The sequence below is a fragment of the Enterobacter cloacae complex sp. 372C4 genome (assembly GCF_050030615.1).
Taxonomy (GTDB): domain Bacteria; phylum Pseudomonadota; class Gammaproteobacteria; order Enterobacterales; family Enterobacteriaceae; genus Enterobacter; species Enterobacter intestinihominis.
The window spans coordinates 808174-821348 of the sequence record NZ_JBLGUQ010000001.1; the positions used below are offsets into that span (position 1 = coordinate 808174).

A 13175-nucleotide genomic window follows, 5' to 3' on the forward strand; every position below is an offset into this window, starting at 1 on the left:
TCATTTTGACAACACATAGTGTCATATTGACAATTTTTAAGATAGTCAAAATGACTACCCATTAGGGAGAATCAAAACACAAATACATTATTTTCAATAAGTTAAAAAACTGGCACGCAACTTGATATATGACAGTCATCTTATTTGAAAACGCCGTATTAAGTTGAGGTTGCTATGTCTATTCTGGTTAAAAATAACATTCATTGGGTGGGTCAACGTGACTGGGAAGTACGTGATTTTCACGGGACGGAATACAAAACGCTGCGCGGCAGCAGCTACAACAGCTATCTCATTCGTGAAGGTAAAAACGTCCTGATCGATACCGTCGATCACAAATTCAGCCGCGAGTTCGTGCAGAACCTGCGCAGCGAAATCGATTTGAATGACATCGACTACATCATCATCAACCACGCGGAAGAGGATCACGCCGGGGCGCTGACCGAGCTGATGTCCCACATCCCGGATACCCCGATCTACTGCACCACCAACGCCATTGACTCCATCAACGGCCACCACCACCACCCGGAGTGGAACTTCCACACCGTAAAAACCGGCGACACGCTGGATATCGGCAACGGCAAACAGCTGATCTTCGTGGAAACCCCAATGCTGCACTGGCCGGACAGCATGATGACCTACATGACCGGTGACGCGGTGCTGTTCAGCAACGACGCCTTCGGCCAGCACTACTGCGACGAACGTCTGTTCAACGACGAAGTGGATCAGACCGAGCTGTTCGAACAGTGCCAGCGCTACTACGCCAACATCCTGACGCCGTTCAGCCGTCTGGTCACGCCAAAAATCACCGAGATCCTCGGCTTCAACCTGCCGGTGGATATGATTGCCACCTCCCACGGCGTGGTATGGCGTGAAAATCCAACCCAGATCGTCGAGCTGTACCTGAAGTGGGCGGCGGACTATCAGGAAGACCGCATCACCATCTTCTACGACACCATGTCCAACAACACCCGCATGATGGCGGACGCCATTGCCCAGGGCATCAACGAAGTGGACCCGAACGTGGCAGTGAAAATCTTCAACGTGGCGCGCAGCGATAAGAATGAGGTATTGACCAACGTCTTCCGCTCCAAAGGCGTGCTGGTGGGTACCTCCACCATGAATAACGTGATGATGCCGAAAATTGCCGGACTGGTGGAAGAGATGACCGGCCTGCGCTTCCGTAACAAACGCGCCAGCGCCTTTGGTTCACACGGCTGGAGCGGCGGCGCGGTAGACCGTCTCTCCACCCGTTTACAGGATGCCGGTTTTGAGATGTCCCTGAGCCTGAAGGCGAAATGGCGTCCGGATCTCGACGCGCTGGAAATCTGTCGCCAGCACGGTCGCGACATTGCCCGCCAGTGGGCGCTTGCGCCGCTGCCGGAAACCGCACCCGCCGCGGCTGCTGCGCCGGAAGCCGTAGCAGAAGCCGCTCCTGCCGCTGCCGACCTCGGCCCCTGCATGCAGTGCAGCGTCTGCCAGTGGATTTACGATCCCGAGCTGGGCGAGCCGTTGCAGGATGTCGCGCCGGGTACACCGTGGAGCGAGGTGCCGGACAACTTCCTCTGCCCGGAATGTTCCCTCGGAAAAGACGTCTTTGATGAACTGGCAACGGAGGCAAAATGAGCCACGGCATCGTCATTATCGGCTCGGGCTTTGCCGCCCGCCAGCTGGTGAAAAATATCCGCAAACAGGATGCTAACGTGCCGTTGACGGTGATCGCCGCCGACAGCATGGATGAGTACAACAAGCCTGATTTAAGCCACGTCATTAGCCAAAATCAGCGCGCCGACGATCTCACCCGCCAGACGGCGGGGGAGTTTGCAGAACAATTTAATCTGCGTCTGTTTCCGTACACCTGGGTCACCGATATCGACGCCGACGCCCACATGGTGAAAGCGAAAGATAAAACCTGGCAGTACGACAAGCTGGTGCTGGCGACGGGGGCATCTGCGTTTGTGCCGCCGGTTGAGGGCCGCGAGTTGATGGTCACGCTCAACAGTCAGCAGGAGTATCAGGCCAGCGAGACCCTGTTACGCGACGCCACACGGGTGATGATTGTCGGCGGCGGGCTGATTGGCACCGAGCTGGCGATGGACTTCTGCCGGGCGGGAAAATCCGTCACCCTGGTTGACCACGCGGCCAGCATTCTGTCAGCGCTGATGCCAGCAGAAGTAAGCAGTCGCTTACAGCATCGTCTGACCGACATGGGCGTGCATCTGCTGCTGAAATCGCAGTTGCAGAGCCTGAGTAAAACCGAAACCGGCATTTGTGCGACGCTCGACCGCACCCGCAGGGTGGAAGTGGATGTGGTTATTGCGGCGACGGGGCTGCGCCCGGAAACCGCGCTGGCGCACCGCGCAGGCGCAGAGATCAATCGCGGCGTGAAGGTAGACAGCTACCTGCAAACCACCCAGCCGGACATTTATGCCCTGGGCGACTGCGCGGAAATTAACGGCCAGGTGCTGCCGTTCCTGCAACCGATTCAGTTAAGCGCCATGTTCCTGGCGAAAAACCTGCTCGGCGGCAACGCCCCGGTGAAATTACCCGCCATGCTGGTGAAGGTAAAAACGCCGGAACTACCGCTGCATCTCGCAGGTGAAACGCAGCGTCAGGATCTGAACTGGGAGATTGTCCTTTCGCCTCAGGGCATGGTGGCGCGCGGCACCGATACTGTCGGTCAGATGCGCGCCTTTGTGGTCAGCGAAGACAAAATGAAGGAGGCCTTTGCACTGCTGAAATCGTTACCTGCTTAACCCTCGTCATGCCGGGTGGCGCTCCGCTTACCCGGCCTACTTAACACCATAACGGTAAACCTTGTAGGCCCGCGCAAGCGTAGCGCCGCCGGGCAAAACAGGGCTGCGTGGTTCAGGACCGCACCACCAGCGCGTCATAACCGCGCCAGCGGTAGTTCGCCATCGAGATCAGCCAGCAGGCGACAAACAGCCCGACCACCACAAACCCGGCGTCGCCCAGGTTATCGTTCACCGCGCCAATCAGATCCCACACGCCGCCGCTGAGGGAGAACTTGTCCATCAGCAGACCCAGCGCTTCCAGCCCGCCGATAAACAGCGCCACCACCACCGAAGTGCCGGTGATGGTCATGTTGTAGTACAGCTTGCGCTGCGGCTTGTTGAATGCCCAGCCGTAGGCACCCACCATCAGCAGGTTATCGAGCGTATCCACCAGCGCCATGCCGCTGGCGAAGAGCGCCGGGAAGATCATGATCGACCACACCGACATCCCGCTGGAGGCGCTGGCGGCGGAGATCCCCAGTACGCCAATTTCGGTGGCCGTGTCAAAGCCGAGGCCAAACAGGAAGCCCACCAGATACATCTGCCAGCTTTTATTGACGAGGCGGAAGGTTTTGCCGAACAGCCAGTTCATGACGCCACCCTGGGCAGGCAGCGTGATGTCGCCCTGCACGGGCCTGCCGTGTTTCAGTGCCTGAAAACTGCGCCAGACGCCGCGCAGGATCACCATATTCACCAGCGCCATCGCCAGCAGGAAGGTGGCGGAGACGGCGGTGCCAATCAGGCTGCCGGTTTCGTGGAACCATTCCATATTTTTCTGAAACGCCGTGGCGGTGGCGGCGATGGCAATGGAGGCCAGCACCACGATGGTGGAGTGTCCGAGGGAAAACCATGCGCCCACGCCGGACGGGCGCTTGCCCTGCTGCATCATCTTACGCGTCACGGTATCAATCGCGGCGATATGGTCGGCATCCACCGCATGACGCAGTCCGTAACACCAGGCCAGCAGGCTGGCCGCCATCAGCGCCGTACTGCCGCTAAAGGTGTGCCACGCCACCCCCCAGGCCAGCAGGTTAGCCATCCCGAGAGCCAGCAGCAGGCACGCTGCACGAGGTTCATTGCGTAAAAGTCGTAACATTTTAAATCCTTTGTGAACATGATCGGGCGGCAGCAACCACCGCCTGCCCGAAGGAGATCGCTCCGTCGCCTGCGGGCAGGCGCGAAGGAAAAAGAAGCGTGAAATCAGAAAGGTAATGACGAAGGCGCGCGCGTAGCAGGCGGTTGTGAAGGACACCTCCGCTGAAGCACACCGTAGAGAGCGACCGTCGGCGGGCATGCGTTGCCGCCAGTTCGCTCAGCCCTTTTGCCAGCGCATCATGAAAGGCCCAGGCGCGCTCGCCGGGCTCCGCCCGCCAGGCCAGCCACTGCTGCCAGAACAGCGCAAGGTTATCCGTCTTGAGCGTCACCGGATGATCAACCCCTGGACAGCGTTCGGCCAGCGCCTCCACCCGGCACGCGGCTTCGCCCTCATAGCGTTGCGTTTCAATGCCCAGCGCACAGGCCACGGCGTCGAACAGACGACCACAGGAGGAGGCCCGCGGCGCATTGATACCGCGCGACACTGCCGTTGCCAGCAGCGGCCAGTTTTGACGCTGTACCGCCTCTGTTTCCGGGTACTGCTGCCAGTCAGGTACGAACGCCAGACAGTGGGCGAGCAAATTGCGCCACGGCTGTTTTGCCGCCAGATCGCCCCCCGGCAGCGCAACGGCTGGCAGACCGCCCAGCCGTTCGCAGTCGCGATAGTTCACCCGCAGGCACTCGCCGCCCCACATCGCGCCGTTCTCACCCATACCGATCCCATCCAGCGTCAGGGCAATAACATCCCCGCCGTCGAGCGGCCAGCCATTCTCCGCCAGACACGCTGCTGCATGCGCATGATGATGCAGCACGGTCTCAACGGGCAGCGCCTGCGCCCGGGCCCACTGTCGGGCGTGATATCCCGGATGGGCATCGCACACCACGCGCTCTGGCTGGAAGGCGTAGATGTCCTGCATCGTCGAGAGCGCACTGCGCCACTGCGCCTCTATGCCCTCGTCGCTCAGATCGCCAAAATGCTGGCTCAGCACCGCCTGGTTGCCACGCACCAGGCAGAAGGTATTTTTCATCTCCGCGCCGGTGCATAACATGGGCGAGATATCGCGGAATCCGGCGGGCAATGTGATGGCATCCGGCACAAAACCGCGTGCGCGACGCAGCATCGCACCGTCCCGATCCATTACTGAATCATCCATCCGTTGAAGAATATCGCGGTTGTGCAGCAGGAAGCCGTCAGCGATGTCACTGAGTTCTTCCAGCGCCTGCTGGTTGCTTATGGCGGGTGGATGGCCGCTGAGGTTGCCGGAGGTCATCACCAGCGGGCGATGGCAGTCCAACATCAGCAAATGCTGGAGCGGGTTCGCAGGTAGCATTACGCCGACCGTAGTCAGCCCCGGCGCAATCTCCTCAGGAAATGCAGGAAGGCAGGCTTTTGGCGTCAGCACAATCGGCGCAGCGGGTGAACGTAACAGCGTCTGGATGGCCTCCGGCAGATCGTTCGCATGCGGGATCATCACTGCCAGCGGCTTGGTCGGGCGCTGCTTGCGTGCCCGCAATTTCCGAATCGCCTGTGGGTTAAGCGCGTCGCAGACCAGGTGAAATCCGCCCAGCCCTTTGACCGCCACAATCCCGCCGTTTTTCAATCTCTCCACCGCCGCGCTTAACGCCGATTCGCGGGTGGTGGCAGCATCCCCGGCTTGCCACTCCAGCTGCGGCCCGCAGTCCGGGCAGGCCACCGGCTGGGCGTGAAAACGCCGGTCAGCCGGGTTGCGGTACTCCGTTTCACAGGGCACACAGAGCGGGAATGGCGCCATTGACGTGGCCGGGCGGTCATAGGGCATGGCGCGGATAATGGTAAACCGCGGCCCGCAGTGGGTGCAGTTGATAAACGGGTAGCGATAACGGCGCTCGCGCGGATCGCGCATCTCCGCCAGGCACGCGGGACAGGTGGCGGCATCCGGGACGATTTGCGTGTCCATCGCCCCGCTCTCGCTGTGGCGGATGACAAACTCGTCCGGCAGCGTATTCCAGCTGTACGGCTGCGTTTCAACGCGATCGATGCGCGCCAGCGGTGGGCAGTCCTGGCGCAGTCTCGCGGTAAAGTCACCCCCACTACCCGCGAGACGCACCAGGACACCCTCTCCGTCGTTGCACACGTCGCCCGCCAGCCCCAGCTGGTGTGCAAGCTGCCAGACGAAGGGACGAAATCCTACCCCCTGCACCTTGCCGCGCACCCGAAGCTGTACGCCGTTAACGCGCATTGCAGCTTAAAACAGCAGCGATGACGAGGTGTCGAACGCCGCACGGCGGCGTTTTTCGGCACTCATCTGTTCGAGCTTGTCGCGATCGACGCAGACCAGCGCATGCGTCGGACAGGCTTCCATACACGCCGGACCGGCGTCGCGGTGGTAGCAGAGGTCACATTTATTGGCTTCGGCTTTCTCCGCGCGCACGCTCAGCCCGATACCACTGTTGCGCACCACCGGGCGAACGACCACCTCCATCGCGCCATACGGACACGCCACCACACAGGTTTTGCACCCGATGCAGCGCTCCTGCATCACATGCACGAAGCCTTTCTCGCGCTTAATCGCCCCGTTCGGACAGACGTTGGCGCACGGCGCGTCTTCGCACTGGCGACAGATAGCGGCGGTGGAAATGTTCACGCCTTTAATGACGTGGATGCGCGGCAGGAAGGTGTCGGGGGTCAGGGAGGCGCAATCCTGCTCCGCCTGATGGGACACCACGCACGCCACTTCACAGGTACGGCAACCAATGCATTTGCTGGCATCGGCCATAATAAAACGGTTCATCTGCTTCTCCGGCATAACTGTTATGCGCGAAGCTATTCATAAACCGTGCCAATATTTAATACATTGATTTTAAAGAGAAATAAAAAAGAAGAGGATCTGTCATCGTCATTTGTGACGATGACAGATGTCGACGTCAGCGATGCGGGCCGTCAATGACGGAGCCGCGCAGGATAAGCTCGCCGGAAAAAGTTTGCTGAGGCTTAAACTCACCGCCGTCGAGCATGAAGATCAGGCGGCTGATGGTCTCCTGGATCATCTCCGTTACCGGAATACGCACGCTGGAGAGGGACGGCACGATATAGGGCGCGATTGCCACGTCGTCAAAGCCGATGACGGACACCGCGCCCGGCGTGGCGACGCCGCTCTCGTGCAACTGCCTGATGGCGCCAATCGCCATATCGTCGTTACTCGCCACCAGGGCGGTAAACGTTTCGCCGCGGGTGAGCAGCTGAGAGACCGCCGCCGCGCCGCTGGCCGGGCTCCACTTCCCTTCGGCGATCAGCGCGTCACGCAGGGCAATGCCGTGCTGCGCCAGCGCGTCCTTGTATCCGGAAAGACGCTCCACGCCGGTGGGGGAATCCAGCGAACCGGTGATAAACGCAATCTCCCGGTGGCCTTTCTCAATCAGCTGCGATACTGCGTCCTGACACGACGCTTTATGATCGGACCAGACGCTGTGGCTGCTGTTTTTCCGCAAACGGCGGTTGAGCACCATAATCGGCTGCTCGCATTTCTCAATAATCTCGTCCAGCGCTTCCACGCTCAGAAAACGCGGGTAGATGATCACCGCGTCGCAGCGCATGTCGAGCAGGTACTGGATCGCCTCGCGCTCCTCTTCGGCGCTGTGCTTGCCGTCCGCCAGGATCAGCTGACGCCCCTTCTCTTCCGTCATCCGCGCGGCGTTAAACAGCAGCTCGCTAAAGTAGACCCCATGGTACAGGGTGTTTGTCACCACCAGCCCCAGGGTCTGGGTGCGTTTGGTCGCCAGGTTTCGCGCCAGCAGATTGGGGCGATACCCGCTCTCTTCGATGGCCTGAAACACGCGGTCTTTCGTCTCCTGGCTGACGTAACCGTTCCCCGACAGCACCCGGGAGACCGTCGCTTTCGACACGCCTGCCCGCTTCGCCACTTCCAGCATCGTGGTCATAGTGTTATTCCATTCAAATCTGATGAGCCGCAGTGTACTTCACCGCAGAAAAATTGTCGCAGCGGCGTTATCACGCTTTTTACGGCCACGAGTGATCGTCATCACGAAACGAAAAAATGCATAAAAAGTGGTCTTGTTTCATTAAAAGAAACTCATGATGATTATGTGAAACCGGTTTCCTACACTTCTCACAACGATAACAGGATCACATCCGATGGCAAAAAATTACGCTGCGCTGGCAAATGACGTGGTTAGCGCGCTGGGCGGTAAAGAGAACATCGTCGCCGTCACCCACTGCATGACGCGCCTGCGCTTCGTTCTGAAAGACGAAAGCCTTACCGACGCCGCGCGTCTGAAAAGCATCAGCGGCGTGCTCGGCGTGGTGCGCAACGACAATCAGTGCCAGGTGATCATCGGCAACACCGTGTCCCAGGCATACCGTGAAGTGGTGAGCCTGCTGCCCGCCAACCTGCAACCTGCCGTAGCGGAAGGTCCACAGAAGCTTACGCTGCGCCGGATTGGCGCCGGGATCCTCGACGCGCTGATCGGCACCATGTCTCCGCTGATCCCGGCGATCATCGGCGGGTCGATGGTCAAGCTGCTGGCGATGATCCTTGAGATGACCGGCGTGCTGGGCAAAGGTGACCCGACGCTGACGATCCTGACCGTTATCGGCGACGGCGCGTTCTTCTTCCTGCCGCTGATGGTGGCGGCTTCCGCAGCGGTGAAGTTCAAAACCAACATGTCCCTGGCGATAGCCATTGCGGGCGTACTGGTTCACCCGAGCTTTATCGAGCTGATGGCGAAAGCGGCGCAGGGCGAGCATGTAGAATTTGCCTTAATTCCGGTGACGGCGGTGAAATACACCTATACCGTTATCCCGGCCCTGGTGATGACCTGGTGCCTGTCGTATATCGAACGCTGGGTGGATCGCATCACCCCGGCGGTGACCAAAAACTTCCTCAAGCCGATGCTGATCGTGCTGATTGCCGCCCCGCTCGCCATCGTGCTGATTGGCCCGCTTGGGATCTGGATCGGTAGCGCCATCTCCGCGCTGGTCTACACCATTCACGGCTATCTGGGCTGGCTCTCCGTTGCCATTATGGGCGCGCTGTGGCCGCTGCTGGTAATGACCGGGATGCACCGCGTGTTTACGCCGACCATCATCCAGACCATTGCCGAAACGGGCAAAGAAGGGATGGTGATGCCGTCGGAAATCGGCGCTAACCTGTCGCTCGGCGGTTCATCGCTGGCGGTGGCGTGGAAAACCAAAAACCCGGAGCTGCGCCAGACGGCGCTGGCGGCTGCGGCCTCCGCCATCATGGCGGGGATCTCTGAACCGGCGCTGTACGGCGTGGCGGTACGCCTGAAGCGTCCGCTGATTGCGAGCCTGATCAGCGGCTTTATCTGCGGCGCGGTGGCCGGCATGGCCGGTCTTGCCAGCCACTCCATGGCGGCGCCGGGGCTGTTCACCAGCGTGCAGTTCTTCGACCCGGCCAACCCGATGACCATCGTCTGGGTGTTTGGTGTGATGGGTCTGGCGGTGGTGCTGTCGTTCGTGCTGACCCTGCTGTTAGGGTTTGAAGATATCCCGGTAGAAGACGAAGCCGAAAAAGCACGCGCCCTGCAAACCGCACCGGTACAGAACAAAGCAGCAGAAGCATAAACTGAAAGCGAGGTAAGAATGTCTGTTTTTCCACAAGGATTTTTATGGGGCGGCGCGCTTGCCGCCAACCAGAGTGAAGGTGCTTACCGTGAAGGCGGCAAAGGACTGACGACGGTCGATATGATCCCCCACGGCGCAAACCGTCTGGCGGTAAAAGTCGGCAAGGAAAAACGGTTTTCGTTGCGTGACGACGAATTTTACCCGAGCCACCAGGCGATTGATTTTTACCATCGTTACAAAGAAGACATTGCCCTGATGGCGGAGATGGGCTTTACGGTGTTCCGCACCTCGATTGCCTGGAGCCGCCTCTACCCGAACGGCGACGAACCGTTGCCAAATCAGGAGGGCATTGCCTTCTACCGCGCGGTGTTCGAGGAGTGCAAAAAGTACAACATCGAGCCGCTGGTGACGCTCTGCCATTTCGACGTGCCGATGCACCTGGTGACGGAGTACGGCTCCTGGCGCAACCGTAAGATGGTGGATTTCTTCACCCGCTACGCCCGCACCTGCTTCGAGGCGTTTAACGGGCTGGTGAAATACTGGCTGACCTTCAACGAAATCAACATTATGCTGCACAGCCCGTTCTCCGGCGCGGGGCTGGTGTTTGAGGAAGGGGAAAACGAAGACCAGGTGAAATACCAGGCCGCGCACCACGAGCTGGTGGCGAGCGCGCTGGCGACCAAAATCGCCCACGAGGTGAACCCGGAAAACCAGGTCGGCTGCATGCTGGCGGGCGGTAACTTCTACCCCTACTCCTGCAAGCCGGAAGACGTGTGGATGGCACTGGAGAAAGACCGCGAGAACCTGTTCTTTATCGACGTGCAGGCGCGCGGCAGCTATCCGGCCTACTCCGCCCGCGTGTTCCGCGAGAAAGGGGTGGTGATTGTGAAAGACCCCGGCGACGACGACCTGCTGAAAAACACCGTCGACTTTGTCTCGTTCAGTTATTACGCCTCGCGCTGCGCGTCGGCGGATATGAACGCGGGCAACACCAGCGCGGCGAACATCGTGAAGTCCCTGCGCAACCCGCATATTCAGGTGAGCGAGTGGGGCTGGGGCATCGACCCGCTCGGGCTGCGCATCACCATGAACATGATGTATGACCGCTACCAGAAGCCGCTGTTCCTGGTGGAAAACGGCCTCGGGGCGAAGGACGTCATTGATGAAAACGGCGAGATCAACGACGACTACCGCATCAGCTACCTGCGCGAGCATATCCGTGCGATGGGTGACGCGATTGAGGACGGCGTCCCGCTGATGGGCTACACCACCTGGGGCTGCATTGACCTGGTCTCGGCCTCAACCGGGGAGATGAGTAAGCGCTACGGGTTTGTCTACGTCGACCGCGACGACGCCGGGAACGGCACGCTGGACCGCAAGCGCAAGAAATCGTTCTGGTGGTATAAGAAGGTGATTGCGAGTAACGGGGCGGATCTGGCGTAGCCTGTTTTGCCGGGTGGCGGCGTTGCCTTACCCGGCCTACAAACTGCTCGATGCGGTTTTCACCCTCTTCCCTCTGGGGAGAGGGCCGGGGTGAGGGGCTGAAAACCCCCGTCCCCAACCCACCCGGCAAGCCGTGAATACACCACGTCCACCGCCTCTTTCACCGGCGGCGTCATCGGATAATAAAACCCGACGATGTCCGGCTGAATGCCCAGAAACAGCACCTCACCCACGTCGTCTTTAATCTGATCCACCAGGTAGTTCAGCGGCATGTTGTGGGTGGTCATCATAAACATCTCGGCGATGTCGTCCGGGTCAATCAGGCGGATCTCGCCGGGGTTGAGCCCCATATCGGTGGCATCGACGATTAACAACCTGTCCGGGCGCAGCTCGCGAATGGCCACCACGTCGTTTTCCGGCGCGCTGCCGCCGTCAATCACCACCCAGTTGCCCGGCGGGTTCGCGGCGCACATCTCCGCCAGCAGCGGGCCCGCGCCGTCGTCGCCCATCATGCTGTTGCCGACACACAGTAAAACGTCAGTCACGTAATCTCCTCACCATCAGGTAGATGGCGCTCTCCTGATGAATATCGTGCAGCATGCCGAGCAGCGTTTTGCTCCACGCCTGCTGCGCCGGGTTTTGCCTGCTCAGCGCCGCGTCAAAGGCGTTGGCGAGCATCGCAATGTGGTTGGCGTCGATAACGATCTCACCGTACTTCGGCACGCCCTCCATTTTGCGCCGCGCCGTGCTGCCCTCCTCCAGCGTGGCGATCCACGCCAGGTACTCGGGCCACGGGCAGCTTAACGCCGTTTCAAGGCAGTCGATCACCCCGAGGTGGTGCCCAATCGCCAGGCTGTAATAGACCACCTGCTGCGCCGCATCCGGCGTGGCATCGTTCTCATCAATAAACTTACGGCTCAGCTGGCTGAACACCACCGTTTCACTCATCGGATACGCGCCTCATCCACAATACTGTTCAGGTTTGCCACGATCTCATTGAGACGCGGATCGTTCTCGGCCTCCAGCCAGCGCGCCACCTGATGGTCGCCCTGGCTCAGCAGGCGCAGATAATCGTCGGCAATCTGACGGCCATAGCGGTAACCCGCCAGCCTGCGCGCCGTGCGGTCGATCTTCACACGCAGCGGCTGCACCATATCCGGGTGCAGGAGAGTGGCTGGCTGGTTGTCCAGCTCGCCCGGCTCGCGGGCGTGGATCTTCTGCTCCAGCAGGCCGAGCGCCATGGCAAAACCGTACAGCGTGGCGGCGGGCGTCGGCGGGCAGCCCGGAATGTAAACGTCCACCGGCACGATTTTGTCGGTGCCGCCCCAGACGCAGTAAAGATCGTGGAAGATGCCGCCGCTGTTGCCGCAGGCGCCGTAGGAGATGCAGATTTTCGGATCCGGCGCAGACTGCCAGGCGCGCAGCGCAGGCGAGCGCATCGCGCGGGTGACCGCGCCGGTGAACAGCAGAATATCCGCGTGGCGCGGGGACGGCACCACTTTGATGCCGAAGCGTTCGGCGTCAAACAGCGGCGACAGGGTGGCGAAGATTTCGATCTCACAGCCGTTGCAGCCGCCGCAGTCCACGCGATAGACGTAGGCCGAGCGTTTGATTTTTTTCAGCAGCGACGCTTTCATGCTGGCGATGGACTCCTCCACCGTCAGCGGTACCGGAATGCCGTTAGCGTCGCGCGGGCCGAGTAAGTTTTCCATCAGCTGGCCTCTCTCATATGACGGGTTAAATCGATGCGGTCAGACGGCAGCAGGCATTTCTGACGTTTGCACTCCGGGCAGGTTTCGAAGCTTTCACGGTGATGCTCCGCACGCACGTCGCCGTTGTGCTTCAGCAGCGCGATGGCGTAGTCGATCTCTTTTTGCACGGCGAACGGACGCTTGCAGACGCGGCAGTTGCACAGCGCAAAGCGCGACTGCTGGAGGAAATCCTCTTTTTTCCACACCGCCAGCTCGTACTCCTGAGACAGGCGAATGGCTACCGTCGGGCAGACCTCCTCGCAGCGGCCGCAGAAGATGCAGCGCCCGAGGTTAAACTGCCAGGCCAGCTCGCCAGTTTTCAGGTCCGTTTCCACCGTTAAGGCATTCGACGGGCAGGCGTTGACGCAGGCCGCGCAGCCGATGCACTGCTGCGGGTTGTGCTCCGGCTTGCCGCGAAAGTTTTTATCCACCGGCATCGGCTCCAGCGGATAACTGCTGGTCTGCGCGCCGGTTTTGATCACTTTTTTGATAAAGGTAAACATGACGAGT

At 60.1% G+C, this 13175-nt stretch carries 12 protein-coding genes; 4 read left to right on the forward strand and 8 right to left on the reverse strand.

Features of this window, described 5'->3' with window-relative positions; genetic code table 11:
• Nucleotides 1-174 precede the first annotated feature (174 nt).
• Complete coding sequence (gene norV, locus ACQG11_RS03835) at nucleotides 175-1623, forward strand: anaerobic nitric oxide reductase flavorubredoxin (protein WP_022649152.1); 1449 nt, start codon at nucleotides 175-177, stop codon at nucleotides 1621-1623.
• Nucleotides 1620-2753 (forward strand): NADH:flavorubredoxin reductase NorW, encoded by a 1134-nt coding sequence (gene norW / locus ACQG11_RS03840; protein WP_415344006.1) that lies wholly within the window; start codon nucleotides 1620-1622, stop codon nucleotides 2751-2753. The genes norV and norW overlap by 4 nt, the downstream gene beginning before the upstream one ends.
• A 112-nt stretch (nucleotides 2754-2865) precedes the next feature.
• On the opposite strand, the gene ACQG11_RS03845 is transcribed toward norW, so the two are convergent.
• From ACQG11_RS03845 to ACQG11_RS03860, 4 genes are all read right to left on the reverse strand, one after another.
• Nucleotides 2866-3888: a HoxN/HupN/NixA family nickel/cobalt transporter gene (locus tag ACQG11_RS03845; protein ID WP_426728191.1), complete on the reverse strand. Its 1023-nt coding sequence runs from the start codon at nucleotides 3886-3888 to the stop codon at nucleotides 2866-2868.
• A gap of 1 nt (nucleotide 3889) precedes the next feature.
• Complete coding sequence (hypF, locus tag ACQG11_RS03850; RefSeq protein ID WP_069596898.1) at nucleotides 3890-6106, reverse strand: carbamoyltransferase HypF; 2217 nt, start codon at nucleotides 6104-6106, stop codon at nucleotides 3890-3892.
• 6 nt (nucleotides 6107-6112) lie between these two features.
• Nucleotides 6113-6658: an electron transport protein HydN gene (hydN, locus tag ACQG11_RS03855; RefSeq protein ID WP_017382793.1), complete on the reverse strand. Its 546-nt coding sequence runs from the start codon at nucleotides 6656-6658 to the stop codon at nucleotides 6113-6115.
• Between the two features lie 133 nt (nucleotides 6659-6791).
• Entirely contained in the window at nucleotides 6792-7805 is a 1014-nt protein-coding gene (locus tag ACQG11_RS03860; protein WP_063147460.1) for a LacI family DNA-binding transcriptional regulator, read from the reverse strand.
• Nucleotides 7806-8019: 214 nt separating this feature from the next.
• On the opposite strand from ACQG11_RS03860, the gene ascF reads away from it, so the two are divergent.
• Nucleotides 8020-9471 carry a PTS cellobiose/arbutin/salicin transporter subunit IIBC gene (ascF, locus tag ACQG11_RS03865; RefSeq protein WP_022649157.1) on the forward strand — a complete coding sequence of 484 codons (1452 nt, stop codon included), beginning with the start codon at nucleotides 8020-8022 and terminating at the stop codon, nucleotides 9469-9471.
• Nucleotides 9472-9489: 18 nt separating this feature from the next.
• Nucleotides 9490-10914: a 6-phospho-beta-glucosidase gene (locus ACQG11_RS03870; RefSeq protein ID WP_426728192.1), complete on the forward strand. Its 1425-nt coding sequence runs from the start codon at nucleotides 9490-9492 to the stop codon at nucleotides 10912-10914.
• 59 nt (nucleotides 10915-10973) lie between these two features.
• Here the strand turns inward: ACQG11_RS03870 and hycI are convergent, their stop codons facing one another.
• The 4 genes from hycI to ACQG11_RS03890 are packed head-to-tail and all read right to left on the reverse strand — an operon-like array spanning nucleotide 10974 to nucleotide 13168.
• Nucleotides 10974-11459 (reverse strand): hydrogenase maturation peptidase HycI, encoded by a 486-nt coding sequence (hycI, locus tag ACQG11_RS03875; RefSeq protein ID WP_022649159.1) that lies wholly within the window; start codon nucleotides 11457-11459, stop codon nucleotides 10974-10976.
• The gene (locus ACQG11_RS03880; RefSeq protein ID WP_058676739.1) at nucleotides 11452-11862 is read right to left on the reverse strand and encodes a formate hydrogenlyase maturation HycH family protein; all 411 of its coding nucleotides are present in this window, start codon (nucleotides 11860-11862) and stop codon (nucleotides 11452-11454) included. The genes hycI and ACQG11_RS03880 overlap by 8 nt, the downstream gene beginning before the upstream one ends.
• The gene (locus ACQG11_RS03885; RefSeq protein ID WP_022649161.1) at nucleotides 11859-12626 is read right to left on the reverse strand and encodes an NADH-quinone oxidoreductase subunit B family protein; all 768 of its coding nucleotides are present in this window, start codon (nucleotides 12624-12626) and stop codon (nucleotides 11859-11861) included. Before ACQG11_RS03885 ends, ACQG11_RS03880 begins: the two co-directional genes overlap by 4 nt.
• Complete coding sequence (locus ACQG11_RS03890; protein ID WP_022649162.1) at nucleotides 12626-13168, reverse strand: formate hydrogenlyase complex iron-sulfur subunit; 543 nt, start codon at nucleotides 13166-13168, stop codon at nucleotides 12626-12628. Before ACQG11_RS03890 ends, ACQG11_RS03885 begins: the two co-directional genes overlap by 1 nt.
• Nucleotides 13169-13175: the final 7 nt, after the last annotated feature.

Coding starts and splice junctions, on each gene's coding strand:
- hypF (WP_069596898.1), bottom strand. CDS start 6,106: ATGCGCGTTAACGGCGTACAGCTTCGGGTGCGCGGCAAGGTGCAGGGG.
- ACQG11_RS03860 (WP_063147460.1), bottom strand. CDS start 7,805: ATGACCACGATGCTGGAAGTGGCGAAGCGGGCAGGCGTGTCGAAAGCG.
- ACQG11_RS03890 (WP_022649162.1), bottom strand. CDS start 13,168: ATGTTTACCTTTATCAAAAAAGTGATCAAAACCGGCGCGCAGACCAGC.
- ACQG11_RS03845 (WP_426728191.1), bottom strand. CDS start 3,888: ATGTTACGACTTTTACGCAATGAACCTCGTGCAGCGTGCCTGCTGCTG.
- ACQG11_RS03880 (WP_058676739.1), bottom strand. CDS start 11,862: ATGAGTGAAACGGTGGTGTTCAGCCAGCTGAGCCGTAAGTTTATTGAT.
- hydN (WP_017382793.1), bottom strand. CDS start 6,658: ATGAACCGTTTTATTATGGCCGATGCCAGCAAATGCATTGGTTGCCGT.
- ascF (WP_022649157.1), top strand. CDS start 8,020: ATGGCAAAAAATTACGCTGCGCTGGCAAATGACGTGGTTAGCGCGCTG.
- ACQG11_RS03870 (WP_426728192.1), top strand. CDS start 9,490: ATGTCTGTTTTTCCACAAGGATTTTTATGGGGCGGCGCGCTTGCCGCC.
- ACQG11_RS03885 (WP_022649161.1), bottom strand. CDS start 12,626: ATGGAAAACTTACTCGGCCCGCGCGACGCTAACGGCATTCCGGTACCG.
- norV (WP_022649152.1), top strand. CDS start 175: ATGTCTATTCTGGTTAAAAATAACATTCATTGGGTGGGTCAACGTGAC.
- norW (WP_415344006.1), top strand. CDS start 1,620: ATGAGCCACGGCATCGTCATTATCGGCTCGGGCTTTGCCGCCCGCCAG.